23 protein-coding genes are annotated in these 26,767 nt (G+C 54.7%); 3 read left to right on the top strand and 20 right to left on the bottom strand.

The window, feature by feature from the left end; translation table 11 throughout:
• Positions 1-48: 48 nt before the first annotated feature.
• A complete protein-coding gene (locus tag KGP17_RS21030) occupies positions 49-855 on the top strand; it encodes a YaeF family permuted papain-like enzyme (RefSeq protein ID WP_223498277.1) in 807 nt (268 codons plus the stop codon).
• Between the two features lie 70 nt (positions 856-925).
• Here the strand turns inward: KGP17_RS21030 and nlpE are convergent, their stop codons facing one another.
• Genes nlpE through KGP17_RS21045 form a run of 3 tightly spaced genes read right to left on the bottom strand, consistent with a single transcriptional unit; the run spans position 926 to position 2,618 of the window.
• Positions 926-1,612 (bottom strand): envelope stress response activation lipoprotein NlpE, encoded by a 687-nt coding sequence (gene nlpE, locus KGP17_RS21035; protein ID WP_021806095.1) that lies wholly within the window; start codon positions 1,610-1,612, stop codon positions 926-928.
• A gap of 40 nt (positions 1,613-1,652) precedes the next feature.
• Positions 1,653-2,066 carry an alternative ribosome rescue aminoacyl-tRNA hydrolase ArfB gene (gene arfB, locus KGP17_RS21040; protein WP_021179935.1) on the bottom strand — a complete coding sequence of 138 codons (414 nt, stop codon included), beginning with the start codon at positions 2,064-2,066 and terminating at the stop codon, positions 1,653-1,655.
• A 3-nt stretch (positions 2,067-2,069) separates the two neighbouring features.
• Positions 2,070-2,618 carry a YaeQ family protein gene (locus KGP17_RS21045; protein ID WP_021806096.1) on the bottom strand — a complete coding sequence of 183 codons (549 nt, stop codon included), beginning with the start codon at positions 2,616-2,618 and terminating at the stop codon, positions 2,070-2,072.
• A gap of 214 nt (positions 2,619-2,832) precedes the next feature.
• Between KGP17_RS21045 and KGP17_RS21050 the strand changes: the two genes are divergently transcribed.
• A complete protein-coding gene (locus KGP17_RS21050; RefSeq protein ID WP_024529521.1) occupies positions 2,833-3,033 on the top strand; it encodes a YaeP family protein in 201 nt (66 codons plus the stop codon).
• Complete coding sequence (gene rof, locus KGP17_RS21055; protein ID WP_223499701.1) at positions 3,026-3,283, top strand: Rho-binding antiterminator; 258 nt, start codon at positions 3,026-3,028, stop codon at positions 3,281-3,283. The genes KGP17_RS21050 and rof overlap by 8 nt, the downstream gene beginning before the upstream one ends.
• 51 nt (positions 3,284-3,334) lie before the next feature.
• Here rof and KGP17_RS21060 read toward each other — a convergent pair whose 3' ends face one another.
• The 17 genes from KGP17_RS21060 to bamA all read right to left on the bottom strand — a co-directional run bounded on the left by KGP17_RS21060 (position 3,335) and on the right by bamA (position 26,738).
• Complete coding sequence (locus KGP17_RS21060; RefSeq protein WP_021179932.1) at positions 3,335-3,649, bottom strand: cytochrome c; 315 nt, start codon at positions 3,647-3,649, stop codon at positions 3,335-3,337.
• Between the two features lie 10 nt (positions 3,650-3,659).
• Positions 3,660-4,985 (bottom strand): tRNA lysidine(34) synthetase TilS, encoded by a 1,326-nt coding sequence (gene tilS / locus KGP17_RS21065; RefSeq protein ID WP_223498278.1) that lies wholly within the window; start codon positions 4,983-4,985, stop codon positions 3,660-3,662.
• Positions 4,986-5,041: 56 nt separating this feature from the next.
• Entirely contained in the window at positions 5,042-6,502 is a 1,461-nt protein-coding gene (gene dtpD, locus KGP17_RS21070; RefSeq protein WP_094983122.1) for a dipeptide permease DtpD, read from the bottom strand.
• Positions 6,503-6,561: 59 nt separating this feature from the next.
• Entirely contained in the window at positions 6,562-8,700 is a 2,139-nt protein-coding gene (gene cadA, locus KGP17_RS21075; RefSeq protein WP_021806099.1) for a lysine decarboxylase CadA, read from the bottom strand.
• A gap of 96 nt (positions 8,701-8,796) precedes the next feature.
• Positions 8,797-10,143 (bottom strand): cadaverine/lysine antiporter, encoded by a 1,347-nt coding sequence (cadB, locus tag KGP17_RS21080; RefSeq protein WP_021806100.1) that lies wholly within the window; start codon positions 10,141-10,143, stop codon positions 8,797-8,799.
• Between the two features lie 418 nt (positions 10,144-10,561).
• Positions 10,562-12,112, bottom strand: a complete 1,551-nt coding sequence (gene cadC, locus KGP17_RS21085; RefSeq protein WP_094983124.1) for a lysine decarboxylation/transport transcriptional activator CadC — start codon at positions 12,110-12,112, stop codon at positions 10,562-10,564.
• An 89-nt stretch (positions 12,113-12,201) separates the two neighbouring features.
• On the bottom strand, positions 12,202-12,591 hold the full coding sequence (locus KGP17_RS21090) for a VOC family protein (protein WP_094983125.1): 390 nt from the start codon (positions 12,589-12,591) through the stop codon (positions 12,202-12,204).
• A 16-nt stretch (positions 12,592-12,607) separates the two neighbouring features.
• A complete protein-coding gene (locus tag KGP17_RS21095) occupies positions 12,608-14,746 on the bottom strand; it encodes a lysine decarboxylase LdcC (RefSeq protein ID WP_223498279.1) in 2,139 nt (712 codons plus the stop codon).
• Between the two features lie 114 nt (positions 14,747-14,860).
• Positions 14,861-15,820 carry an acetyl-CoA carboxylase carboxyl transferase subunit alpha gene (accA, locus tag KGP17_RS21100; protein ID WP_021806103.1) on the bottom strand — a complete coding sequence of 320 codons (960 nt, stop codon included), beginning with the start codon at positions 15,818-15,820 and terminating at the stop codon, positions 14,861-14,863.
• Between the two features lie 12 nt (positions 15,821-15,832).
• Positions 15,833-19,321, bottom strand: a complete 3,489-nt coding sequence (gene dnaE, locus KGP17_RS21105) for a DNA polymerase III subunit alpha (RefSeq protein ID WP_071682796.1) — start codon at positions 19,319-19,321, stop codon at positions 15,833-15,835.
• Positions 19,322-19,460: 139 nt separating this feature from the next.
• On the bottom strand, positions 19,461-20,066 hold the full coding sequence (gene rnhB / locus KGP17_RS21110) for a ribonuclease HII (protein ID WP_021806105.1): 606 nt from the start codon (positions 20,064-20,066) through the stop codon (positions 19,461-19,463).
• On the bottom strand, positions 20,063-21,211 hold the full coding sequence (gene lpxB, locus KGP17_RS21115) for a lipid-A-disaccharide synthase (protein ID WP_059201635.1): 1,149 nt from the start codon (positions 21,209-21,211) through the stop codon (positions 20,063-20,065). The genes rnhB and lpxB overlap by 4 nt, the downstream gene beginning before the upstream one ends.
• 3 nt (positions 21,212-21,214) lie before the next feature.
• Positions 21,215-22,003 (bottom strand): acyl-ACP--UDP-N-acetylglucosamine O-acyltransferase, encoded by a 789-nt coding sequence (gene lpxA, locus KGP17_RS21120; RefSeq protein WP_021179920.1) that lies wholly within the window; start codon positions 22,001-22,003, stop codon positions 21,215-21,217.
• Positions 22,004-22,006: 3 nt separating this feature from the next.
• Positions 22,007-22,462: a 3-hydroxyacyl-ACP dehydratase FabZ gene (fabZ, locus tag KGP17_RS21125; RefSeq protein WP_021179919.1), complete on the bottom strand. Its 456-nt coding sequence runs from the start codon at positions 22,460-22,462 to the stop codon at positions 22,007-22,009.
• A 161-nt stretch (positions 22,463-22,623) separates the two neighbouring features.
• Positions 22,624-23,646 carry a UDP-3-O-(3-hydroxymyristoyl)glucosamine N-acyltransferase gene (gene lpxD / locus KGP17_RS21130; protein ID WP_021806107.1) on the bottom strand — a complete coding sequence of 341 codons (1,023 nt, stop codon included), beginning with the start codon at positions 23,644-23,646 and terminating at the stop codon, positions 22,624-22,626.
• 4 nt (positions 23,647-23,650) lie between these two features.
• On the bottom strand, positions 23,651-24,148 hold the full coding sequence (gene skp / locus KGP17_RS21135; RefSeq protein WP_021179917.1) for a molecular chaperone Skp: 498 nt from the start codon (positions 24,146-24,148) through the stop codon (positions 23,651-23,653).
• A gap of 163 nt (positions 24,149-24,311) precedes the next feature.
• Positions 24,312-26,738 (bottom strand): outer membrane protein assembly factor BamA, encoded by a 2,427-nt coding sequence (bamA, locus tag KGP17_RS21140; protein ID WP_021179916.1) that lies wholly within the window; start codon positions 26,736-26,738, stop codon positions 24,312-24,314.
• Between the last annotated feature and the right edge of the window lie 29 nt (positions 26,739-26,767).

Below are 26,767 nucleotides of genomic sequence, written 5' to 3' on the forward strand. Positions count from 1 at the left end.
CCAGATGGGGGGCTTTATTAATGGATATTGTTGTTAAAGGATTAACTTATGCCATTACGCAGCCCCTCGGCTACCTGCCTGTATGCTTTGCTTTCGGTGTTTTTGACCGGTTGCACGATGAACGTAGGCTTATCCGACCGTGAAAAACACTCCATCAATCCCGTCAACGTTCAGTTCCAATCGTTAAGCTCCGCCCCAGGAAAAACGCTGCGCGAAATCAATCAGGCCGACCTGCAAGAGGGTGACCTGCTGTTCTCCTCAACTATTGGTTTGAAATCACTCGGGATCCGTATCTTGAGTACTTCGTCAGTCAGCCATGTTGCCGTGTATATTGGTGAAGGCCAGGTTGCCGAAGCGGTAGGGGAAGGCGTGCAGATTATCAGCCTGAAAGATGCGCTGACCCATAGCGACAAGATGTTTGCTTTGCGCATCCCCGATCTGACACCGGAGCAGGCTAGCCAGATCCGCCAATTCGCCAGCCAAAAGGCCGGCAGCCGGTATAACTATCTGGGTATTGCCGAGATGGTGCCCTTTATGATGACCAAGCAACTGTGTTCACTGAACCCCTTCTCTGCCGATTTCCGCCAGCAATGTGTACAAGGCTTGGCCGCAGCCCAGCTCAAGGCACCGACCGGCACAGAGTCGTCCTATTTTTGTTCGGAGTTTGTGATTGCCGCGTTTGAAAACGCCGGACATCCGTTGACGTTAGCCGCCCCAGGCTGGGTCAGCCCAGGCGATTTACTGCATATGCGCGAAGGGGATATTGCCACGCTGGCACCTAGCAAAGCGCTGGTTTACGTGGGCCATATCAAACCGGGGATCTATTTACGTTCGCGGGCGTTAGCTAAAAACTAACCCACACTGATATCTGCAACGGACAACAATAACGACCCCATCATCAAATGATGAGGCCATAATTCGTTGATTAATTAGCACAGCTCTTGCTGTTGTCGAAAGTGATTTTGCCACCCGGCTCCGGGATCAGCGCTTTTTGCATCTGCCCTTCCTCCATGGAAGGCTGCACGCTGAAATGCCCGTTCAACATCAGGAATACCGGTTCGCCCGGTGCCCGCTGAGCCTTCAGATAGCCCTGTTCCAGCGCGATATTATTCGCTACCGGGAAGGTTTTGCCAGTGGCACAATCCTGGAATACCGCCGCGTCGGCCATATAGGTATACAACCCGGTCAACGGCATCGGCGTTTTCGGCAAGGCTTTGGTCACCGGCGACAGCACATAATTAAGCTGAGAGACAATCGGTGCTCCACTGCGGTCCAGCATTCTCAATTGCTTGCCTTCCGGATGGAAATAACGTTTTTCACCATTGCTCTCGGTCAGCACCAATTTATCTGCCGTGCGCGCCCATTTACCGTAGCTGGCAAAGGTGCTATCGCCATCTCTTGAACCGCGATAGGTTTCCTGCAAGATAAAGGTGCCGTCTTGATCGAGGAACAGTGTGGTGTCCAGCCCGCTGCAATCGGCACAGGGCAATAAGCCCTGATAGCTCTGCTGCATCGGCTGAAGCGGCTGTTCTTTTGGCTGGTATTGATTATTACATCCCAGCAATGAAAGGGCTCCTGCCGCTAAAAACAGGGCAATGGTTATTTGCTTCAAGTTATTCTCCTGTTGTCATCCGTTGATGCCAAGACGCCGCCTAAGGTAAAACCTTGCCGCGCAGCGCCTTGGTCGCGCCTTTACGCACTTTGCCTTCGAGACGGCGTAATTTGGCGCCTTTACTTGGTTTGGTGGCCCTGCGCGTCTTTTCGACCACCATCGCCTGTTGGATCAGTGCCACCAGCCGGGCCAGTGCCGCTTCACGATTCATTTCCTGGCTGCGATATTCCTGCGCTTTGATAATTACCACCCCATCACCGGTCACTAAATGATGATTAAGCGCCAGCAGCCGTTCTTTATAGTACTCTGGCAGGCTGGACGCCCGGATGTCAAAGCGCAAATGGATCGCCGTTGAGGTTTTATTCACATGCTGGCCACCCGCCCCCTGCGCGCGGATCGCCGTTAATTCTATTTCGTTGTCCGGTATGGCTACGTTTCTTGACAGTTCCAGCACCGGTTATACCTGCGCCTGCTGCCATTCGGCAAATTGAATTTCCAGACTATTCTGAAGGTCTGACAGCCAGATAGTGCCTTCCTGCAGCGTGGCCTGTAGCGTCATATTGCGGCTGGCTAACGCGGTCAAGCGGGACAGTTGTTCATCATCGAGAAAGCGAATGCTCAAGTTCTTGTGGTTGGCAACTTTGCTCTGCATAGACTGCCACCAGACATGCCCGGCGCGATCGCCATAGGCGTAAAGCACCACCCGAGGTGACTGATTGCAGGCTTTCTTGATGCGTTTCTCGTCCGGCAGCCCCAGCTCTATCCACATCTCCAGCCCGTTATGGTCGTTGCGCCGCCAGATTTCCGGCTCGTCTTCCGCACTCAGGCCTTTGGTAAACACCAGGCGTTCATCGGCATGGCAGATCCAGGCCAGCAGGCGCAGCATCATGCGCTGTTCGGTTTCTGAAGGATGCTGGGCCAGGGTGAGTGTGGTATCAAAGTAAAAGTGACGGTCCATATCAGCGATATTGAGCGTGGCTTTGTAAATTGTTGCTTTCAGCGCCATGGGTAACCTCTTTATTAACAGGCCACATTGTACTTGATCAGGGCAGCCCGCAGCCAGCACGGGGAACGTCAGGAGTGGACTAATGCCCAAAAAGAGGAACTAATAACTCACTAACACCTGTGCTATAGTCCTTTAGATAGGATTTAACCCCGAGTGTCTGTGCCTTATTGCAGCCTGCGTGGCAATAATGCAGAGATCCTAAAGGGAGGCCATTGTGCAACAATACTGTGAGTTAGTACGACGTTTTTACGCTCAGATCGGCAGTGGAGATCTAGGCTACGTGCCGGATGCACTAGCATGTGTGTTAAAGGCATTGGACGAGGTTGCCGCGAATAGCGAGCTACCGTCCTCCGTTAGGGAACAGGCGGCATTTGCCGCCGCTAACTTATTGGTGAGCGACCATGTTGATGAATGATGAGTACCAATCCATCAATTGCGATGACTATGAAAGCCTGGAACTCGCCTGTCAGCATAACTACATTCTGAAGCTAGAGTTACGCGACGGAGAGAAGTTCGAAGGCATTGCCACCGAGTTGAAATTTACCAAGGGCGTTGAGTACCTGATTGTCGATCAGGCCGGTAGCGCTCTCAGCTTGCGTCTGGATCACATCCTCAGTTTCAGTCATCCGGAAATCGGTACCGTGGTTGTCAGCCTGTCAGACTGATATAGCGGTAACGCCATCTCCACAGGGCAGCCCAAGGGCTGCCCTCGTCATTTAAGGCTTCAGGCTGGCGTAATAGGCCGCCAGGTCGGCAATATCCTCATCCGACAACCCCGAGACATAGGCCTTCATTACTTCCGCCTGCCCGCCAGAGCGCTCCCCTTTCTTGTAAGCCTGCAAAGAGTGCTCCAGATACATTTGATTCTGCCCGGCCAGGTTCGGGTACATAGGTACCGAAACCTTGCCTTCCGCGCCGTGGCAAGCCATGCAGCTGGCCGATTTATTCTTCCCTGCCGCCGCATCGCCCGCCGCCATGGCGGAAAAACTCAGCACGCTTGCCATCACTACCATTACGCTCACCAATTTCATTGCCCACTCCTCACAGCAGATTGTTATTATTTTTTTTCCAGCCAAGCCGCCAAGCCGGTTGCCCCGCAGACGCTTGCCCTTCCTCAGTAATAAATACGCCCACGGCAGCGATTAACTGCTCATCATAATAGACCAATGGGATACGTTCACGCTGCCACGGTGGAATAGCCAACTCTTGCCACAGTTTTTTGATCGGACGTGAACCGGCACGGCCAACAATCCGCACCCTGCCCTTGGCGGTAAAACGCACGCTGACCGACTCATGCTCTAAAGGGGCGCGTATCTGGCATTCACCTTCGCCCACGTACAGAGTACCCAGTCCGTCTGGTAACGCCAGTGGGGCCTCATTAGGCCAGGGCAATTGTGCGCCGCTCAGATCAGACATCAGCGGTAGCAGATACAAGCGCTGGCGAAAACGGCGGATCTGGTAGTTCCCGAGTTGCAACTGTGGTTCGGCATCTTCCCGGCTTAACGCCACTTCCTGCCATAGCCGATGCAAGCCATCTCGCGCAGGCATGGTGACGCCAAACAGCCCAATCCAGCGCCGTAGCAAAGCATAGCGCCTGGCCGCAGAACAGGTAGCCAATTCGGCGATAGCGAGCGAGTTTTCGCCATCCAGCAGTTGGGTCAATTGCTCGGCCAGCAGCTCATCCAGCAGTTGCTCCTGCTCGGCACATAATTCAGCGCTGCGGGCGGTGGCGGCAGCAAAATGCGGCCAACGTTGATTCACTATCGGCAGAACGTTCAGACGTAAGAAGTTGCGATCGAAGCGGGGATCCTGATTGCTGTCATCCTCGATCCACTGCAGTTGATGCTGGTGTGCGTAGGCTTCCAACTGCTGACGAGATATTCCCAACAGCGGGCGCAATAAGGGATTGTTACCCAAACGGGTTTGTGCCGCCATGGCAGACAACCCCGCAGGGCCGCTGCCCCGTTTTAAGGCCAGCAAGAAGGTTTCACATTGATCGTCAAGATGCTGCGCCGTCAGCAAAGCCTCGTCTACGGCCAACGTTTCTGCGAAAGCAGCGTAGCGGGCCGAACGGGCCGCGGCCTCGATACCTCCAGGCCGCCCCTCTAGCTGAACATGTTTTATCACCAGCGGTACCTGCCAGCGTTCGCATTGCTGCTGGCAATGTGCCACCCAATCATCGGCAAAACGGCTCAGGCCATGGTGGACATGCACCGCGCGCAGGACAATGTCCGGTTGCTGCTGGCGCAACAGCATCAGCAGATGCAACAGCACGCTGGAATCCAGGCCGCCGCTGAACGCCAGCAGTAGTTGGCGTTCAGCCCCTAGATGGTCGGCAATCTGTGTCAGGAGGTGGTGGGTCTTCATCAATTGAGCTTAGTGACATCTACATAGCTGCACGTTAACCAGCCCACCGCCATCAATCAAGCATTAACCGCGCTATCATTGCGCCGGGTCATTCCCCACCACAGCCCCAGAGCCGCCAGCACCAAGGCGGCGCAGCCTGCGGCTCCCCAGCCTATCTGGGTGAAAACCTTGCCATAAGCTTCGATCATCGCATTACCCAGTTGGCTTTCGGTGGTCTGATTGGCAATCAGGCCCGCGAGATAATTAGCCACCGAGCCGGTCGCCAGCATATAAATACCGGTCAACACGCCGGTGACGCCAGGAATATCCAACCGGGTGATTTGGGCCATCGCCACCGGATCGATAAACAGTTCGGCAAATCCCATCACCGCCAGCCCGGCCACCATCATCCCCATCGAGGCCTGGCCATGCAGTTCCCCCCAGCGCGCATTTAGCGCCATCAGCATAAAGCCCACCGCAATCAACAGCAGGCCAAAGGCAAACTTGCACCAAATGCGCACCGTCTGAGCGTTTCCCTGGCTGCTACGCATCAGCCAGGCCAGCAGTACGCCGCCCAGCATGACCGCAAAGGCGTTTACCGACTGGAACAGCGCAGTAGGTACCGACCAGGAGAACCATTGCCGGTCAACAAAGTGATCGATAAACAGGCTGATCGAACTGCCGCCCTGTTGGGCAAAGGCCCAAAACAGCGTCCCCAGCAGCATCAAGATGATGATTTGCCATAACGCCCGCCGTTGTTCACCGCTCACCCGCCAGAGGATACGCATGACGATCATCACCGCAGCGGCGCACACTACGCCAAGCAGATAGCCGGCCCAGTTGTGAATAAACAACAGCGCGAAAAACAGCGGAGCACACAGCACCCCTGCCACCAGCCAGAACCAATGCGGCAAGCGTAGCGTGGTGGCCTGTATCAGCGGGATATTCACCCCGCGCGTATGCCGAAAATGTTTACTTCCCGACAGGAAGATCATCAGCCCGGCAAACATCCCTATTCCCGCCAGCGCAAAGCCGACGTGCCAGCCATAACGTTCAGCGGCCAACCCACAGGCGATCGGAGCTAGGATAGAGCCAACGTTCCCCGCCGCATACAGCAGAGAAAACCCGCCTTCCCGCCGTGGATCCTGCGCCTGATACAACTCTCCCAGCAGGCAGCTGATATTGGATTTAAACAGGCCGTAGCCGCAGATGATTATGCCCAGCGCCAGGTAAAGAGAGTTGGCAGAGACCGAACCCAGCCCCAATACGATATGGCCCACGGTCATCAAGGCCGCCCCGGCAATCACCGAGACGCGGTTACCCAACAGGCGATCGGCCAGCAGGCCGCCAAGAATGGGGGTGACATAAACCAAAGAGGCATAAGCGCTGAAAAGGGTGATGGCGTGGCTATCGGAGTAGCCTAACTGGTGGGTCAGATAGAGGATCAGTAACGCGCGCATGCCGTAAAAACTAAAATACTCCCAGATTTGGATTGCAACGACATAGTAGATAGCGCGCGGCTGTGAGGGTGTTTTCATGGTGTACTCCCATCAGGATAAGCAAGGGGAAAGCGTCTGTGCTTTCCCCTGTGATGCCATTATTCCGCTTTCAACACTTTCACCGTGTAGCGGCCATCCGGCTGGCGGTACGCCCCGTGAATATCGGTCTCAAAGCCCGGATAATGCGCGCCGATTTCACACAGCATTTGCAGGAACTCCAGCACCGGGCGGCTTTCTTCGGTCAGCATTTCCCCCGGCATCACCAACGGCACGCCTGGAGGATAAGGCAGGATCATATTGGCATTGACCTTGCCGACCATATCCTCCAGATATACTTCCTCCACTTCGCCGTGCAGCTCTTTCTGGAAGGCGTGGTAAGGGTTCATCACCATGGTTGGCAGCACTTCAAACGCACGGTACATCAGGTCCGGCAGGTTGTGATGCTCGACCAGGCGATGGATGTTCTGCGCCAGATCCTGGATGCGCATGTTTTCATAGAACTCGGGCGCTTCCTGATACAGCGATGGCAGCATGTTTTTCACCCGCAGGTTCAAATCGAACGAGCGTTTGAAATCGGTCATCGCGCGCAGCAGGCTCAACGCTTTGGTTTTATCGATACCAATGCTGAACAGGAACAGCAGGTTGTACGGGCCGGTTTTCTCCACGATGATGCCGCGTTCATCCAGGTACTTGGCGACCAGGCTGGCCGGGATACCGAACGGTTGCATCTCGCCTTCTTTGCTCATCCCTGGGGTGAGGATGGTCACCTTGATCGGGTCGAGATACATGTGTTCGTTATCGATGTTTTTGAAGCCGTGCCAGGCGCTGTCGGAACGCAGCGGCCAGCATTCTGGCTCATCGATATGCTCCGGCTGCCAGACGTCAAAGAACCAGCCTTCGGACTCCACTTTCAGCCGTTTGATTTCCTTGCGGAACTTGATGGCACGCTCGATGGAACCGTTAATCATGCGCTTACCGGCGTTGCCCTTCATCATCGCAGCGGCGGTTTCGGTGGACGCCACGATGCCGTAATGCGGCGAGGTAGTGGTGTGCATCATATAGGCTTCGTTAAAGGTCTCTTCGTTGATGTCCCCTTTAACGTGGATCATCGAAGCCTGCGAGAACGCCGCCAGCAGTTTGTGGGTCGACTGGGTTTCATAGATCACCTTGCCTTCAACCCGGCCCCCGCTCATGCCGCATTTGCCTTTGTAGATCGGATGGAAGTTGGTGTAAGGCACCCAGGCGGAATCAAAGTGGATCGATTTAACGTCCAGAGTCTGTTTGATGAAATCGGTGTTGTAGAGCAGGCCGTCGTAGGTGGAATTGGTGATCACCGCGTGCGCTGGCCAGCTGGCGTTCGGCGTTTCTTTCACCCGCTTGGCGATAGTGGCGCGGCTGAATTCGCTCTGCGGGATACCGCCGAGAATTCCGTAGGCATTGCGGGTTGGCCGGAAGTAGATCGGCGTGATGTCACTCATCATCATCAGATGGGTCAATGATTTGTGGCAGTTACGGTCGATCAGCACGGTGCTGCCTGCCGGAGCGGCATACATACCAACAATCTTGTTGGCGGTAGAGGTGCCGTTGGTCACCATGTAGCTGCGTTCGGCATTGAACACGCGGGAAATATACTCTTCGGCCTCTTTGTGCGGGCCGGAGTGATCCAACAGCGAACCCAGTTCGGAAACCGAAATGGAGATGTCAGACTTCATGGTATTCGGGCCAAAGAAGTCATAGAACAGGCTGCCTACCGGGCTTTTCTGGAAGGCGGTGCCGCCCATATGGCCTGGAGTACAGAAGGTATATTTGCCTTCACGCACGTATTTGAACAGCGCCTTGGTCAGCGGTGGCAGGATGGCATCGATATACTCGTCGGTGTTCTGTTTGATCTTGGCGGCGATATCTTTTGCCGCGCCCAGCGCGTATTCGAAGAAGCGCACCTGCATGCGCAGATCGTTGAGGCTGACATCGAGCGTCGAATAGGTGTTGGCGAAGGCGTACAGCGGCATGTATTCATTGAGCTGGCTGATCTCTTCACACAGCTCAAGATTGTATTTGTCCCAGTCGAAAATCACGCCGCACAGGCGGGCATTATTTTCGATCAGCTTTAATAAATCTTCACGGTCATTAGGGTAGACGATGCGGAAGTCCAGGCTTTCCAGCGCCTGATGCAGTTCGCGGATCGGCTCTTCTTTGAAGTAGACACCCATGTGATTCATGATGGCAATAACGTTCATAATCATTTCTCCAGGCAAAGCGGGCCCCTTCCCGTCGCGGCTGACAGGTCGGAAAGAAAGGGGCTGGGTAAATTCAGTGGGTCAGAGCACGCAATCTCAGTGCGCTTTGGCCGTGGTGCTGTCGTTGACCGCTGCGGCTGCTTTGGCAACCTGGCGGGTATTCATTTTGCGGGCATAGAACATCAGGATGATCAGGCTGACGATAAAGGTGCCGGACAGCTCGAAGGAGTTGGCGCCCATCAGGGCGATAAAGCAGAATCCACAGCCCAGTACCGACGCCACCAGGCTCAGCAGGTTACGCACGTTGACGCCTTCAAAGCGGATCAGGTCAACGCAGGAGTAGAAGTAAGGCAGCATGGTCAGCAGCACCGCGATACCGGTCAGTTCGCCGAACAGGTCGGAAGCCTTGCCACCGCTGGAGTTCATCACGGTGATCAACACCATCAGCGCGGTCATTTTGCAGCTTGCCAACAGCAGGCCCTTCTTCGGAATGCCGTTTTTATCCAGTTCGCCATACACTTTCGGGAAGTTGCCGTCGTTGGCCGCACGCACCCCGGCCTGGCCTACCAGCATCATCCAGGAACCCAACGAGGTCAGGCAGGCAAAGGCGGTGAAGGCGGATACCATCGGAGCGGCCCAGTTACCCATAATGGCGGAAGCGCTGATGGCGAATGGCGCACCGCTGGCGGCCATTTGCGCCGCTGGGAACATCCCGCTCATCACCTGAGTGGCGGCAATGTAGATAATCCCAGCCAGGCCGGTACCCAGCATGGTAGCCAGCGGTACGGTACGTTTGGGGTTTTTCACCATCCCGGTGCTGACGGCGGCGGATTCAACGCCGATAAACGCCCACAGGCAGAGCAGGATACTTTTCACCACGGCATGGCTGTCGGTGGTACCCGAGGTATTCCAGTTGGCTTGATAGGTGGCAACATCAAACCAGTGCCAACCGGCCACGGCGGTGACCACTACCGGGATCAAGACCAGTACCAAGCCCAGCGTGGTCAAGCGGCTGACCCAGGTGCCCCCCAGCAGATTGACAAAGGTGAATATCCAGACGATGGCGATACAGGCAATCCCGGCCGGTACCGGATTATTCAACGCGGGGAAGAAAGTAGAGAGATAAGAAACGGCGGTAATGCCGATTGCCAGGTTACCGATCCAGTTGGCATGGTAGTAAAGTACGCCAGTCTGGAAACCGAACGCCGGGGAGATTTCCCCCGCATAGGCAATTGGCCCACCCTGCTGCGGGTTTTTGGTCGCCAGGCGGGCGTAAACATAAGCCAATGACATCGCGCCGATGATAGAAATTACCCATCCCCAGATGGCGATAGATCCCAGACTTGCCAGGTTTGCCGGTAATAAGGCAATCCCGCTCCCCATCATATTACCGGCGACGACGCCGGTGCAGGCAATAAGCCCTATTTTCTTGGATGAAGCCATGGTCAGTTTCTCCTGATTATCGATGCTGGTAAGTGCTGAGCATTAAGAGGCGAGATTAATGAACAGACTTGATAATCAGGATGCTAACGATCGGCCAAAATAAAGTCCTAAAGATAAGGTGAAATTACGCTCATGATCCTACAAATGATATCCGGAGGTTTTTGACTCACTTATCAAGAAGGCAGGATAAGCTAAAGAAAAGATAAAGTTTGTTTAGAAACAACAGGATATTTACATGGGATAGCGGGAATTAAGAGTGAAGCCGATGGGAGTCATGCAGAACGCCGACACGCCGTAAACCCATCCCTGGGGGCTCGCAATCGCGCATCCCTGCGCTCAACGGTCGGCTAACCTGCATGACTCCCACCGACCTTAGACTTTAAGTGTCGCTGTTTTAAAAGAACAGTTGGCAATAGAGTTATTTTTGCGTGTCGTAGTTGTCTAAATAAGGAACAACGGCGGTGACTGAGGTCTGGAATACGCCATTACGGATCCAATGCAGCGTGTTTTCACCGGGGCGAAGGTTGAAAGCCGTAATATAAGAATCCGCAGCCTGATGGTTATGGCCCTGCATTTCGTAGACTTTGCCTAGTAATACATAGTTCAACCATGACATCTGTAGATCGATAGCTTTATTAATGGCGCGATAAGCCTCATCGGTTTTTCCCTGCGACAAGGCATCGACGGTAACTATCTGCTGCAAGATGGGTGAATTTACCAATGCTGGTAACGTCCCCAGCCGGGTAATATCCGTTCGTAGCTGTGCGAGTTCGGCCGCATCAAGGGGTTGGTAGGAGTTACGCAACAAATCCACCAGCACTTTTTCGGCAACGGCATACTCAAAGTCCGGCGAGGCTTTGATTATTGCCTCCAATTGGCTGCTGGCGCGGGTCAGTGAGTCCGCATCTCCCTGTACCAGCAACTGATGTGCCTGATAGAAACGCTGCAGCGCCGGGCCATTTTGCGGCAGCAGCTGCGCCAAACGCTGCGCCAGTTGCTGCGGCCAAGGCTGTTTCAGCGCCGCCGACAGGCTGGCAAGGAAATCCTGCTGAATTTTTAGCTGATTATCGGTGGTAATAAAGTAGCGCTTATCCAGCATGATCGAGCTGTCGGCATTATCCACCAGCCGCACCGACAGGAAGCATTGCTGGGCACGGTAATGGCGTTGGTTAACGAACTCGATATACAGCGACTTGCCAGAGCTGCTCGGCCCGGCAAAGTTGTAGTTAGTCTGATCGTGTACCAGGAACGTGGAATAGGTATTCAGCGCGTCGGTAACCAGCTCACTCACGCCAACTACGTAAGAGAGCTGTGGCGTCCAGTTGCTGCAGCTGTTGCCACCCTGGATACGAATATCGATATCACGCGGGTTGAGCAACACCGGCATAGTGGACACCGGTATGCGCTGAGACAGGGTCGCAATGCCAACAAAGGCGACGCAGGCAGACAGCGCCGCCAGGAAAGCCAGCCAGACCCAAAAGGGTGAGCGTTGATAAAAACGACCTGCCGCACTAGGTAACAGGGTCTTTGGCTTGGTGGGCGGGCGCGACGGTATATAGGCGGGAGCCTCTTCCTCGCTGCCATCTTCCGGCTCATGCATTACCACGGCCACCTGGGGTAGCAACGGCGGCGCGTCCTCCCCCTCTTCACACCACATGACCGGTGCCGTTAGTTTATAACCGCGTTTGGGGACGGTGATGATGTATTCGGGGCTGTCTGGATCGCCGTCTTTCAGATATTTGCGCAGTTCGGAAATACACTGGGTCACCACATGGTTGGTGACGATATTGCGCTTCCAGATGTTATCAATCAGCTCGTCGCGGCTGAGCACCACGTCCGGGTGCTGGGCAAAGTACTGCAACATATCGATCAGGCGCGGTTCCAGCGTCCGTTGACGCCCATCACGGCTTATGCGGTTGTCGGCCGGGGTGATCAGCCACTCCCCGACGCGGAAAACAGGCTCTTGCATGGCGGAAATAACTCTGTGGACACTGAGGGCAAGGGCGCGATGATAGCATAACGACCCATAACTTGGGCCGTTCTCAGCAGATTAAGCATTCATAGTTCATATAATTCGAGCGGTAATCCGTCAGGATCGCTGAAAAAGGTAAAGCGGGATTGGGTATAGGGATCGACCCGAACCGGCTCGCAAACGACCCCTGCCGCCTGTAAATGCGCGATCGATGCCTCGATATCCTCTACGCTGAATGCCAGGTGACGCAGGCCACAGGCTTCCGGGCGGCTCGGCCTGGCTGGAGGGGATGGGAAAGAAAACAGTTCAATGACGTATTGGCCATTCAGCGCCAGATCGGCTTTCCAGGAGTCGCGTTCTTCACGGTAATATTCCGCTAACAGGGTGAACCCCAGGATATCGCAGTAAAAGCGCTTACTGGCGACGTAATCAGAACCAATCACCGCTATATGGTGAACCTGTCGTAATGCCAACATGGATGGACTCCGTAAGTTATTTAGTTTTCAGCACCTTCACCAGATAGCGCCCATCCTCGGTCAGTTTAGCGCCGTGGATATCGGTTTCAAAACCTGGATAGTGTTCACCGATCGAGCACAGCATCAGCAGGAAATCGAGCACCGCCCGGCTCTCTTCGGTGATCATCTCCCCCGGCATCACGACCGGTACGCCCGGCGGATAAGGCAGGATCATGTTCGCCGCCACCTTGCCGATCAACTGATCGATCTCGCAGGTTTCCACATTGCCGCGTACCTGCTGCTGGAACATCTCATAAGGCGTCAGCTTTATTTCTGGCAATACGTCAAACGCACGCAACATCAGGCCCGGTAAATCGTGCTGGCGGATCAGTTGGTGGATCCCGGCGGCCAGATCCTGAATGCGCATATGGCGGTAGAAGTCCGGATCTTCCGCATACAGATCCGGCAGCATGTTCTTCACCCGCAGGTTAAGATCGTAAGCTCGTTTGAAATCCGTCAGGCTGCGCAGCAGGCTCATCGCCTTGGTCTTGTCGATACCAATGCTAAACAGGAACAGCAAGTTGTACGGGCCGGTTTTCTCCACCACGATCCCACGCTCATCCAGGTATTTCGCTACCAGCGCGGCAGGGATCCCACTTTCCTCCAGCTCACCCAGTTCGTTCATCCCCGGCGTCAAAATGGTGACCTTGATCGGATCCAGATACATATGATCGCTGTCGGTCTGGCCAAAGCCATGCCAGTTATCGTCCGGATTCAGCGGCCAGCACTGTGCTTCGTCAATCTCTTCCGGCTGCCAGATATCGAAGAACCAGGTATCACTCTCAGCGCGCAGGCGTTGCACTTCACGACGAAAATGCAGGGCTCGCTCCACCGAACGGTTAATCATGCGCCGCCCTGGATTGCCACGTAGCATCGCCGCAGCGGTTTCCATTGAAGCCACAATGCCATAATGCGGCGAAGTGGTGGTGTGCATCATGTAAGCTTCGTTAAAGGTGTTCTCATCATAATCCCCTTTAATGTGGATCATCGAAGCCTGAGAGAACGCCGCCAGCAGCTTGTGGGTCGATTGAGTTTCATAGATCACCTTGCCTGGGATGCGATCGCCACTCATGCCGCTTTTGCCGTCATAAATCGGGTGGAAATTGGTGTAAGGCACCCAGGCCGAATCGAAGTGGATCGACGCCACGTCCAGCGTTTGCTTGATGTAATCGGTGTTATACAGCAGGCCATCATAGGTGGAGTTGGTGATCACCGCATGCACCGGCCAGCTGGCGTTGGCTGTGTCTTCCACCCGCTTGGCAATGCTGTCGCGGGTAAATTCGCGCTGGGGAATGCCGCCTAAAATACCGTACGCGTTACGCAGCGGGCGCAGGTAAATCGGCACGATGTCACACATCATCAGCAGGTGACACAGCGACTTATGGCAGTTACGGTCAATCAGTACCGTACTTCCGGCAGGTGCCGAATACATGCCGACAATCTTGTTGGCGGTAGAGGTACCGTTGGTCACCAGATAGCTCTGTTCCGCGTTGAACGTGCGGGCAATGTACTCCTCCGCCTCCAGATGCGGGCCAGTGTGATCCAGCAGCGAGCCGAGCTCCGTCACCGAGATGGAAATATCCGCCTTCAGGGTGTTGGCACCAAAGAAATCGTAGAACAGGCAGCCCACCGGGCTTTTCTGGAACGCGGTGCCCGCCATATGGCCCGGCGTACAGAAGGTATATTTCCCCTCCTTCACATAGGTGAACAGCGCCTTGGTCAGCGGAGGAGTGATGGTATCCATATATTCATCGGTATACTGGCGAATGCGCTGGGCGATATCGTCGGCAGCGTTCAGACCATACTCGAAGAAATAGAGCACCATACGCATTTCGTGCAGGTGGACGTCAAACGTGGAGTGAGTGTTGATAAACGCATACAGCGGCAGGTATTCATTCAGCTCATTGATTTCGCTGCACAGCTCCAGGCTGTATTCATCCCAGTCGAAGATCACCCCACAGATACGCGCATTGTGTTCGATCAGCTTGAGCAGGTCACCACTGTTCTTCGGGAACACCAGTTGGAAACCCATTGAGGCCAGCGCCACGTGCAGTTCGCGGATAGGCTCGTCTTTGTAATACACGCCCATCGGGCTCATGATCGCAATGATATTCATCGCAGCTATCCTTCAGTTAACTACCAATAGCTTATAACAACATAAAAAGCCGGGGCTGTCTTACGCGCATAAAAAAACCGCCCCGAAAGGCGGTTAGTCATCAGGCGAACAAACTCAGCAGTAACCGTAGTTCATCAGCCGTTGATAGCGACGGTTGAGCAACTCTTCGTTGTTCAGGCCATCCAGATCCGCCAAGTCCGCCAACAGTTGGGCTTTCAACGAAGCCGCCATTGCCGGTACGTCGCGGTGAGCGGAGCCCAAAGGCTCTGGGATCACAGAATCGATCAGCTTCAGCTCTTTCAGACGCGGTGCAGTGATGCCCATCGCTTCTGCGGCAATCGGTGCCTTATCGGCACTTTTCCACAGGATCGAGGCACAGCCCTCCGGCGAGATCACCGAATAGGTGCTGTACTGCAGCATATTCACTTTATCGCCCACGCCGATCGCCAATGCCCCGCCGGAGCCGCCTTCGCCGATCACGGTGCAGATCACCGGGATATTCAGGCGAGACATTTCACGCAGGTTGCGGGCGATCGCCTCAGACTGGCCACGCTCTTCCGCACCCACGCCAGGATAAGCACCTGGGGTATCGATGAAGGTGATCAGCGGCATCTTGAAGCGGGAGGCCATTTCCATCAGGCGCAGCGCTTTGCGATAGCCTTCCGGTGCTGGCATACCGAAGTTGCGGCGGATTTTCTCTTTGGTTTCACGCCCTTTCTGATGACCAATGATCATCACCGGGCGGCCATCGAGGCGCGCAATACCACCGACAATGGCTTTGTCATCGGCATAGGCGCGATCGCCTGCCAGCTCTTCAAAGTCGGTAAAGATGTGTTTGATATAATCCAGGGTATAAGGACGGCGCGGGTGGCGTGCCAATTGGGCAATCTGCCAGGCCCCAAGATCGGAAAAAATCTTGCGCGTCAGCTCAACGCTCTTCTCACGCAGGCGCTGAACCTCTTCGTCCAGATTAATATCTAATTTTTCGTCTTGACGGCTGACTGCGGTCAGCGAGTCAATTTTCGCTTCCAGCTCTGCAATCGGCTGTTCAAAATCAAGAAAATTCAGACTCATAGCATTCCTATTTTAGTCAAATTCCAGTTCCACCTGCTCATTACCTACCAAGGTCCGCAAATCTATCAACAAGCGGTCGGTCGGCGTCACGCGCCAAGTTGCACCAAAGCGCAATCTTGCCCGTGCATCTTCCCGTTGATAGTAGAGATGCACTGGAATCGTCCCCGAGCGATGGGGTTCCAAAGACTGACGGAGACGGTTCAAAAGCTGGTCATCAATTTGCCTGTCCGTCAGCGAGATAGCAAGCCCGCGAGCGTATTTTTCACGTGCTTCACTGATGTCCATTAATTCACGAGCGGTCATTTTAAGCCCGCCGTTAAAGTCATCAAAGCTGACCTGTCCAGTCGCGATCAGGATACGGTCTTTTTCCAACAAATGCTGGTATTTTTCCAAGGCATCGGTGAATAACATGATGTCCAGACGCCCAGAACGGTCATCCAGCGTACAAATGCCGATGCGGTTGCCGCGTTTGGTCATCATGATCTTGGAAGCAATCACCAACCCGACGGCAGTAGTCATCTTGCCGCGATCCGTCGGATGCATATCTTTCAGGCGCTGGCCACCGGCATAGCGCTCGATTTCTTTGAGGTACTGAGTGATCGGGTGGCCGGTAAGATACAGCCCCAGCGTTTCCCGTTCACCATCCAGCACCACCTGTTCCTGCCAAGGGGGAACGTTGGCGTAGGATTGCTCCACCTGTTCCGGCGCTTCCGCCAGCACGCCAAACATATCCGCCTGGCCGATGGCTTCGGCTTTGGCGTGCTGATCGGCCGCTTTAAGCGCATCCCCCAGGGAGTTCATCAACGCGGCGCGGTGTGGCCCCAGGCGATCGAACGCCCCAGACATGATCAGCTTTTCCAGGATACGGCGGTTGAGCTTTTTAATATCGGAGCGGGCGCACAGGTCGAACAGATCTTTGAAATACCCCTGCTCGCCGGAATTACGCGCTTCGATAATTGCTTCGATCGGCCCTTCCCCCACGCCCTTGATGGCGCCGATGCCATAGACGATCTCGCCCTCATCATTAACGTGGAAGTGATACTGCCCGCTGTTGATGTCCGGCGGCAGGATTTTCAGGCCCATGCGCCAGCACTCATCCACCAGCCCCACCACCTTATCGGTATTATCCATATCGGCGGTCATAACCGCGGCCATAAATTCGGCCGGATAGTGGGCCTTCAGCCACAGCGTCTGGTAAGACACCAACGCATAGGCAGCGGAGTGCGATTTGTTAAAGCCGTAACCCGCGAACTTCTCTACCAGATCGAAGATTTTAACCGACAGTTCGCCGTCAATGCCGCGCGATTTCGCACCATCTTCAAAACCGCCGCGCTGCTTGGCCATCTCGACCGGGTTCTTTTTACCCATGGCGCGACGCAGCATGTCTGCACCGCCCAGCGTATAGCCAGCTAATACCTGAGCGATCTGCATTACCTGTTCTTGGTACAGGATGATGCCATACGTCGGCTCCAGCACCGGTTTCAACGATTCATGCTGCCACTGGATATCAGGATAGGAGATCTCTTCGCGCCCGTGCTTACGGTCGATAAAGTTATCTACCATGCCGGACTGCAACGGGCCGGGGCGGAACAGCGCTACCAGTGCGATCATGTCTTCGAAGCAGTCAGGCTTCAGACGTTTGATCAAATCCTTCATGCCGCGCGATTCAAGCTGGAATACCGCAGTGGTTTCCGAGCGTTGCAGCATGTCGAAGCTTTTCTTGTCATCGAGCGGAATGGCCGCGATATCTATCGGTTCCAACCCGGTCTTGGCGCGACGGGCGTTAATCATCTCCAACGCCCAGTCGATGATGGTCAGGGTACGCAGACCGAGGAAGTCGAACTTCACCAGCCCGGCGTATTCCACGTCGTTCTTGTCAAACTGGGTGACCGGGTGGTTACCTTCGGCATCGCAATAAAGCGGGGCAAAGTCGGTGATCTTGGTTGGCGCAATCACCACGCCCCCGGCGTGCTTACCGGCGTTACGCGTCACGCCTTCCAGCTTGCGCGCCATGTCGATCAGCGCTTTGACCTCTTCGTCTGCCTCATAGATTTCTGGCAGCTGCGGCTCTGCGGCAAAGGCTTTTTCCAGCGTCATGCCCGGATCGGGCGGCACCAGCTTGGAGATACGGTCAACGAAGCCATAAGGATGCCCCAGCACGCGCCCCACGTCGCGGATCACCGCTTTCGCCGCCATGGTACCGAAGGTGATGATCTGCGATACCGCCTCACGGCCATACATGTCCGCCACGTGCTCAATGACCAGATCGCGTTTTTCCATGCAGAAGTCGACGTCGAAGTCGGGCATCGAGACACGTTCCGGGTTCAGGAAGCGTTCGAACAGCAGGTCAAACTCCAGCGGGTCGAGATCGGTGATTTTCAGCGCATAGGCCACCAGCGAACCGGCACCGGAACCACGCCCCGGGCCTACCGGCACGTCGTTATCTTTCGACCACTGGATGAATTCCATGACGATCAGGAAGTAACCCGGGAATCCCATCTGGTTGATCACTTTCAGTTCCAGATCCAGACGCTCATCGTATTCAGGACGGCGCTCGGCACGGACCTCCGGATCTGGGAACAGGAACTCCAGACGTTCTTCCAACCCCTCTTTGGACTTGAGCACCAGGAAATCTTCGGTGGTCATATCGCCGGTGGGGAATTGTGGCAGGAAATATTCGCCCAAACGGATGGTGACATTACAGCGCTTGGCAATTTCCACACTGTTTAGCAACGCTTCCGGGATGTCGGCAAACAGCTCGCACATTTCCTCTTCGCTGCGCATGTACTGCTGCGGGCTGTAGTTTTTCGGGCGTTTGGGATCGTCGAGCGTGAAGCCATCATGGATCGCTACGCGGATCTCATGGGCATCAAAATCATCTTCCACCAGGAAACGGACGTCGTTGGTGGCGACTACCGGCAACCCACGTTCGGTTGCCAGGGCTACGGCGGCGTGCAGATAGTTTTCTTCATCCGCACGGCCGGTGCGGATCAGTTCGAGATAATAGCTGTCCGGGAAATGCTGCTGGTAAAACTCCAGGCATTGATCGACCAGGGCCTGGTTGCCACGCAGCAGAAACTTGCCGACGTCGCCCATGCGTGCACCGGAAAGCAGGATCAACCCGCTGCGGTGTTCTATCAGCCAGTCGCGATCGATCACCGGACCGGCCGGGCCATAGCCGCGCTGATACGCCCTGGAGATTAATAGGGTGAGATTTTGATAGCCAACGTTATCGGCTGCCAGCACGGTAAGCTGTGCCAGCTCATCGCCCAGCTCTTCGCTTTGCACATGGAAATCCGCACCGATGATCGGTTTGATCCCGGCACCGTGCGCACTGCCATAAAACTTCACCAGACCACACATATTGGTGAAGTCAGTGACGGCCAAGGCTGGCATGGCTAACGCGGCAGCTCTTTTCACCAACGGGCCGATCTTGGCCAATCCATCAATCATGGAGTAGTCACTGTGGACGCGCAGATGAATAAAACGAGGTTCGGCCATATCCAGATACCAACGTGTTGGGGTTCAGCACACTGAACCAGGGTTACATTAGGGTATGGGGAAGATCACCGTAGCCATTTCCCCTCACCCCGACCCTCTCCCAAAAGGAGAGGGGGCGTAATTTTAAGCATCGTGTGAACTATGCGAACGAGCCAGATTCCAGCACTCGTCTGACCGGGGCAAAACTGCGGCGATGATGCTCGGTAGCACCCAGAGCAGCCAGCTTTTCCAGATGGAACGCAGTCGGATAGCCCTTGTGTTGGGCAAAACCGTAATCCGGGAAAATCGCATCCAGCTCGGTCATCTCGCGATCGCGGGTCACCTTCGCCAGAATCGATGCAGCACTGATTTCCGCTACCCGGCTATCCCCTTTCACCACCGCTAACGAACGCATCGGCAATTTGGGGCAACGGTTGCCGTCAATCAACACCATGTCCGGTGCGATATGCAAACCCGCCACCGCACGCTGCATCGCCAGCATGGTGGCATGCAGGATATTCAGTTGGTCAATCTCGACCGGTTCAGCCCGCCCCAGGCTCCAGGACAGCGCCTTTTCCAGGATCTCGTCGTATAACGCCAGGCGGCGCTTCTCACTGAGCTTTTTGGAATCCGCCAGGCCAACAATCGGCCGTGCAGGATCGAGGATCACCGCAGCGGTCACAACGGCGCCCACCAAAGGCCCGCGCCCCACTTCATCCACACCGGCAAACAGCCGGGCGGCAGGGTAAACAAAGGGTTCCATCATGCTTTCGCCAGCTCCAATACAGCCTGAGCGGCCTGTTCATCGGCACCACAGCGAATGCTCTGATGCAGTTCAAGGAAGGTCTGTTTTAACAGCTCCGTCTGCGGGCTGTCTTCCAGCAGCGGCAATAACGCCGCGGCCAGCTTATCCGGTACACAATCGTGTTGCAGCAGTTCGGTGACGATTTCACGCCCCGCCAGCAGGTTAGGCAATGAGACATACGGGGTTTTCACCAACCGCTCCGCCAGCCAGAAGGTAAATGGCTTCATGCGGTAGCCCACCACCATCGGGCATTTTGCCAACATGCATTCCAGCGCTGCGGTGCCGGAAGCCAACAGTGCCGCATCGCTGGCCACCATTGCCTCACGCCCTTTGCCATCCAGCAGGTGAACCTTGAGCTCCGGCGCAACCTCGGCCTTGATGCGCTCAAACTGCTCACGGCGCTTGGCATTGACCAAAGGCACCACCACTTCCAGATCGGGATAATGCTCGCGTAGCAGTTGTGCGGTACGCAGGAAGTCACCACTGAGCATTTCCACTTCGGCATTACGGCTGCCGGGTAGCAATGCCAAACAGCGAGCGCCCGGGGCAATGCCCAGCGTAGCGCGTGCGGCCAGCTTATCCGCCTGCAATGGCATCGCATCGGCCATGGTATGACCGATAAAGCGGCAAGGGACGTTGAAACGATCGTAAAACGCTTTTTCGAAAGGGAGGAACGCCAACACCAGGTCGGTCGCTTTACCAATTTTGAAAACGCGTTTCTGACGCCAGGCCCATACGGACGGGCTGACATAGTGAATAGTGCGGATACCGCGCTGTTTCAGGCGGCCTTCCAGCGTGAGGTTGAAGTCTGGCGCATCAATACCGACAAACACGTCAGGCTTCAGCTCACTGAACCGGCGGGTCAGATCCTTGCGGATCTTCAACAGGCGTGGCAGACGCTCAAGCACCTCTACCACGCCCATCACCGCCAGCTCTTCCATTTCGTACCAGGTTTCACACCCTTCGGCCTGCATCAGCGGGCCAGCGACACCGACAAAGCGGGCGCTTGGATAGTGCGTCTTAAGCGCACGAATTAAACCGGCACCCAGAATATCACCGGAAGTTTCCCCGGCGACCAATCCGATAGTCAATGGACGATTTGGCATAACTCAGCGAATAATCCCACGGGTAGAACGCGCAAAGAAATCGAGGAACTGCTGCACCACGGGCTGCTGTTGCGCCAGGGTTTCGATCTCTGCTTTAGCCTCGTCGAAGGTCTTCTCGCTGCGATAGAGGATTTTGTAGGCGTTGCGGATCGCCTGCATTTCATCCTTATCAAAACCACGGCGTTTCAGGCCTACGGCGTTAATACCAAATGGCGTTGCGTGGTTACCCTGCGCGATGACAAAAGGCGGTACGTCCTGAGCGACACCGGAGCAACCACCGACCATCACATGGGCACCAATCACACAGAATTGGTGGATCGCGGTCATGCCGCCAATGATGGCGAAATCGTCGATCTCCACGTGACCAGCCAGCGTGGCGTTGTTGGCCAACACGCAGGAATTACCCACCACGCAGTCATGAGCAACGTGCACGTTGACCATCAGCAGGTTGTCATTACCGACTTTGGTCAGGCCCGTTCCCTGCGCAGTACCGCGATGAATGGTGACGCTCTCACGAATGCGGTTACGATCGCCGACTTCAACCCGAGTCGGTTCGCCAGCGTATTTCAGATCCTGATTCACTTCACCGATAGAGGCAAACTGATAGATCTCGTTATCGCGGCCAATCTTGGTGATACCGTTCACCACCACATGCGATTTGAGGACCGTACCCGCGCCGATTTCCACCTGGGAGCCGACGTAGCAGAAGGGACCTATATGCGCACCAGCGCCGATGACGGCGCCTTCTTCAACGATCGCACTTGGATGGATAAAGGCGGTTTTATCAATCACGGATTATGCCTCCCGGCTGCGGGCACACATCATGGTTGCTTCGCAGACAATTTTTCCGTCGACGGTCGCCACGCCTTTAAAGCGGGTTAAACCACGACGGGTTTTTTCGAAAGTGACTTCCATAATCATCTGATCGCCAGGCACCACAGGGCGCTTGAAGCGAGCCTCGTCAATACCGGCGAAATAGTACAGCTCGCCCGGTTCCAGTTTACCCACGCTCTTAAATGCCAGGATACCCGTGGCCTGAGCCATAGCTTCCAAAATCAGCACGCCTGGAAAAATCGGTTTACCAGGGAAATGCCCCTGGAAAAACGGCTCATTAACGGATACGTTCTTCACTGCACGCAGATATTTATGCTCTTCGAAATCCAATACACGGTCAACCAGCAAGAATGGATAACGGTGAGGAAGCAGTTCCAGAATTTCTGCAATATCTAGAGTATGAGTGTCAGTAGTCAAAATACTCTTCCTGTCTCTAAAAACTGATGGCATCAACAACACGGCCTGCGTTGACCCCAAAAAGGAGATCATCAGGCAGGCCGCAAATTAACAACTCTTTGCGCTTTTGGCATCATTGCCAACGCGTTTCGTTTTATACCCAGCATCCCGGGCCGTGGTGATTAGTCTTTTCCGACTTTTCGTTCGACAGCTTTCAAGCGCTTGCTAATCTCATCGATATTCATCACCAACGCCGCGGTTTTACGCCAAACTTTGTTGGGTTGTAACGGAATGCCAGAGGAGTATACCCCAGGTTCGGTGATTGGTCGCATAACCATTCCCATCCCGGTGACAACTACCTGGTCAGCAATCTCCATGTGACCATTGATCACACTGGCGCCGCCAATTTGGCAATAGCGCCCGATTTTCAGGCTACCCGCCATGATCACACCGCCCGCGACGGCGGTATTCTCGCCAATCACCACGTTGTGTGCAATCTGACACTGGTTATCTATGATAACACCATTCCCAATCTGGGTGTTATCCAACGCGCCGCGATCGATGGTGGTACAGGCCCCAATCTCAACGCGATCGCCAATAATCACCGTGCCAAGCTGCGGGATCTTGATCCAGTTGCCACGCTCGTTGGCGTAGCCGAAACCGTCCGCACCAATCACCGTTCCCGATTGGATCAGGCAGTGCTGGCCGATTTCCACTTCATGATAAATCGTCACGTTGGCCCACAGACGCGTACCTGCGCCGATGCGTGCCTGCTTGCCGATAAAGCAACCCGGGCCGATGACCACGTTATCACCCAGTTCAACACCGGATTCGATAACCGCGTTCGCCCCAATAGCAACGTTCTGTCCCAGCTTGGCCTGCGGAGAGATCACCGCGCTTGGCGCGATATCTGCTGCGGGTGCTGGCGTGGTGTCCATCAACTGCGCCATACGCGCATAGGTCAGGTAAGGGTTTTTCACCACCAGCGCTGCGCTACGGCAGTGTGGTAGGTCTGCTTCGGTGAGTACCACGGCACTCGCCTGGCAGGAAGACAACTGCTCTTGGTAGCGGCTGTTTGACAAAAACGTGATTTGGCCAGGCTGTGCGGAATGCATAGAAGCAATGCCGGTGATGACGAGATCGCCATCACCGTGCAATTGTGCATCCAACTGCTGCGCTAAATCAGCCAGTCGAATTGAAGGCATGGCGTTATTTAACCTGTTTCAGCACGTCTGCAGTAATATCTTTAGAAGTTCCTGCGTAAGCCACTGCGTTGGCGTCGATCACGACGTCATAGCCTTCTTTGCTGGCAACAGCTTTCACAGCATCCTGAATACGGCTCAGGATCTTGTTACGCTCTTCCATCTGGCGACGACGATTGTCCTGCTCGAAAGCCTGCGCTTTCTGAGAGAACTGCTCACGCTGAGCCATCACGTCTTTTTCCATCTTGGTGCGATCGCTGGCTTTCATGGTAGAACCATCACGCTGCAGTTTCTGCATTTTGGTTTGCAGATCGCGTTCCATGTTCTGGAGTTCGCTTGCACGGCCTTTGAATTCGCTTTCCAATTGCTTGGCTACGGTTTCACGAGCTGGCAACTGTTGGAAAATGCTAGAAACGTTAACAACAGCAATTTTGTCAGCTGCCTGAACGCCTGCAGAAGCAGCCATTGCTAAACCGAGGCCTGCGGCACATAACCACTTTTTCACTATAAACTCCTTACCATCACCCATTTGTGTCACATGACACTTTTGAAAGTACACAATCTGCCAGACTTATCACATTACACAATGAGATTTCTCTCGCTATGAGCGGGTTTAAGCCTGGCATTTGCGATTCTTGTACCGCTATGCCCACGGGTGAAACCGGTTATTACCAGGTTTTACCGATGTTAAACTGGAACTGCTCCGACCTGTCGCCGTCGTATTTCTTGATCGGATCCGCATAGGAGAAGACCAACGGCCCCAGTGGAGACATCCACTGCAGCGCAAGACCGGCAGACACGCGAATGTTGCTCGCTTTGCTGTAGTCTGGCACCCCGTACATCAGCGTCTGATCGGTGTTTTCCCAGTGGGTATCCCACACGGTACCGGCATCGATAAACAGTGAAGTACGTACCGAGTTGGCGTATTTCTCGCTAAGGAACGGCGTAGGCGTGATCAACTCCATACTTGCCACGGCCATGGCGTTCCCGCCCACCGCATCGTTCGAATTACAGATATCCTGACGATCCGTTGTGCTACCGACTTTAAACTGACACTGATACGAGTTGGAGTTGTAGTACACGGCTTTTGGACCAATGGTGTTGGACTGGAAGCCACGTACGGTACTTGAACCACCCGCATAGAAGTTTTCATAGAACGGCATTTCTTTACCGCCCAACCCATCGGCATAGCCCACACGGCCACGACCCAGCAACACCCAGGTCTTGTCATCGTTAAGCGGCATATACTGCGCGGTGTCCAACGTCATCTTGTAGTATGAGTTGTCGGAACCCGGCACGGTCACCTTGGTGTTGAACGTAGTGCGGTTACCCTGGGTAGGGAAATAGCCACGGTCCAGATTATTATAGGTCCAGCCCAGGTTCAGCGTGAAGTCATCGGCTGTAAAGCTGGCGCGATCCTTAAAGTCAGGATAATCGCCCATCGAGTTCAGATAGCGCCACATGGCAATCTGCGGCTGCATTTCTGACAGGGAGTTATGGACGTAACCCAGGCCAGCGCGCAGCGAGTTGTTCTCGTTGATTGGGAAGCCCAGCGTGCCGTCAACACCATAACTGCTGTTGGTATAGTCAGACAGATCGGCATTATTCGCTTTAAAGTCGTTATAGAAGATACGGCCGCCCAGACTCACACCGTCAACGGTGAAGTACGGGTTGGTCACCGACAGCTCGGTATAGGTCTGGTAGTCGTTCTTGGTACCGCTGATGCCAACAGAGTAGCCCGTGCCCAGCCAGTTATCCTGCTGTACACCCGCCTGGAAGCTGACGCCACTTTCGGTACCGTAACCCACACCAAAGTTCAGCGTCCCGGTGTTACGTTCTTTCACCTTATAGGTGATATCAACCTGATCGGGGGAACCCGGTACACGCTGGGTTTCAACGTCGACCGTCTCGAAGTAACCCAGACGGTTCAGACGCTCTTTACCCTGCTCGACCTGATCGTTACCCAGCCACGCCCCTTCCATCTGGCGCATTTCGCGGCGCAGAACGGAATCTTTACTGGTGTCGTTGCCTTCGAACTTGATGCGACGCACATAGAAACGGTTACCCGCGTCGATGTTGACGTTCAGCTTCACGGTCTTATCCGCATCGTTGATTTCAGGCTGAGTCTGTACGCGAGGATAGGCGTAACCATAACGGCCAAACATCTTCTTGATGTTATCTTCCATTTTGGTCACTTTGGTGCCGTTAAACAGCTCACCTGGCTCAATCTTGGTCAACTGGGCCACCTCTGCCGAATGACCGGCCAGGTTGCCATTGACCACCACGCCGGAAAGCTTGTACTGATCGCCTTCGGTGATGTTAACGGTGATATAGATGCCTTTTTTATCTGGCGTCAGGCTGACCTGCGTCGAATCGATATTGAAACGGGCATAGCCGCGATCCAGATAGAAGCTGCGCAGGCTTTCAAGGTCCCCCGCCAGCTTTTGCTTCTGGTATTTGCGATCGGCCACTACGTTCCACCACGGCACATCATCACGCAACTGGAAGTGCGCGATCAGCTCATCGTTGGTGAAGGCATGGTTGCCGACAATGTTGATTTGTTGAATCTTGGCGGAAACCCCTTCCGTGAACACCAGTTTCAGGTCAACACGGTTGCGCGGCAACGGCGTGACAACGGCTTTCACCGAGGCACTGTATTTACCGACGCTGTAGTAGAAGTCTTCCAACCCTTTTTCAATGCTGGATAAGGTAGTGCGGTCGAGTGCTTCACCAACCCGGACGCCAGAGGCCTCCAGGTTTTGCTTGAGCATGTCATCTTTCACCGATTTGTTACCGGAGAAAGTGATGCTGGCAATGGTAGGGCGTTCCTTAACCTGAACAATCAGCGTATCACCATCGCGCAGGACGCGAACGTCCTCGAAGTTGCCAGTGGCAAACAACGCACGGATGGTATTACCGATATCATCATCAGAGACGGTATCGCCTACGCGAACCGGCATGTTGAGTAACGCCGCACCGACGGCGACTCGTTGCAGGCCTTCGAAATGAATATCCTTCACTACGAACCCGTCTGCACCGTATACGGTGGCGCTGCCAAACAGCAGCGACGCTATGAGCAACTTTTTCATCGCCATCGTTGTTATGCGTTCTTCCTAACCTGTCC

The organism is Serratia sp. JSRIV001 (assembly GCF_019968745.1).
GTDB lineage: Bacteria > Pseudomonadota > Gammaproteobacteria > Enterobacterales > Enterobacteriaceae > Chania > Chania fonticola_B.

Bases quoted from the DNA above. Each gene is read 5' to 3' on its own strand.
- KGP17_RS21030 (WP_223498277.1), top strand. From the start codon at position 49: ATGCCATTACGCAGCCCCTCGGCTACCTGCCTGTATGCTTTGCTTTCG.
- KGP17_RS21045 (WP_021806096.1), bottom strand. From the start codon at position 2,618: ATGGCGCTGAAAGCAACAATTTACAAAGCCACGCTCAATATCGCTGAT.
- rof (WP_223499701.1), top strand. From the start codon at position 3,026: ATGAATGATGAGTACCAATCCATCAATTGCGATGACTATGAAAGCCTG.
- KGP17_RS21060 (WP_021179932.1), bottom strand. From the start codon at position 3,649: ATGAAATTGGTGAGCGTAATGGTAGTGATGGCAAGCGTGCTGAGTTTT.
- tilS (WP_223498278.1), bottom strand. From the start codon at position 4,985: ATGAAGACCCACCACCTCCTGACACAGATTGCCGACCATCTAGGGGCT.
- dtpD (WP_094983122.1), bottom strand. From the start codon at position 6,502: ATGAAAACACCCTCACAGCCGCGCGCTATCTACTATGTCGTTGCAATC.
- cadA (WP_021806099.1), bottom strand. From the start codon at position 8,700: ATGAACGTTATTGCCATCATGAATCACATGGGTGTCTACTTCAAAGAA.
- cadB (WP_021806100.1), bottom strand. From the start codon at position 10,143: ATGGCTTCATCCAAGAAAATAGGGCTTATTGCCTGCACCGGCGTCGTC.
- cadC (WP_094983124.1), bottom strand. From the start codon at position 12,112: ATGCAAGAGCCTGTTTTCCGCGTCGGGGAGTGGCTGATCACCCCGGCC.
- KGP17_RS21090 (WP_094983125.1), bottom strand. From the start codon at position 12,591: ATGTTGGCATTACGACAGGTTCACCATATAGCGGTGATTGGTTCTGAT.
- KGP17_RS21095 (WP_223498279.1), bottom strand. From the start codon at position 14,746: ATGAATATCATTGCGATCATGAGCCCGATGGGCGTGTATTACAAAGAC.
- accA (WP_021806103.1), bottom strand. From the start codon at position 15,820: ATGAGTCTGAATTTTCTTGATTTTGAACAGCCGATTGCAGAGCTGGAA.
- dnaE (WP_071682796.1), bottom strand. From the start codon at position 19,321: ATGGCCGAACCTCGTTTTATTCATCTGCGCGTCCACAGTGACTACTCC.
- rnhB (WP_021806105.1), bottom strand. From the start codon at position 20,066: ATGATGGAACCCTTTGTTTACCCTGCCGCCCGGCTGTTTGCCGGTGTG.
- lpxB (WP_059201635.1), bottom strand. From the start codon at position 21,211: ATGCCAAATCGTCCATTGACTATCGGATTGGTCGCCGGGGAAACTTCC.
- lpxD (WP_021806107.1), bottom strand. From the start codon at position 23,646: ATGCCTTCAATTCGACTGGCTGATTTAGCGCAGCAGTTGGATGCACAA.
- bamA (WP_021179916.1), bottom strand. From the start codon at position 26,738: ATGGCGATGAAAAAGTTGCTCATAGCGTCGCTGCTGTTTGGCAGCGCC.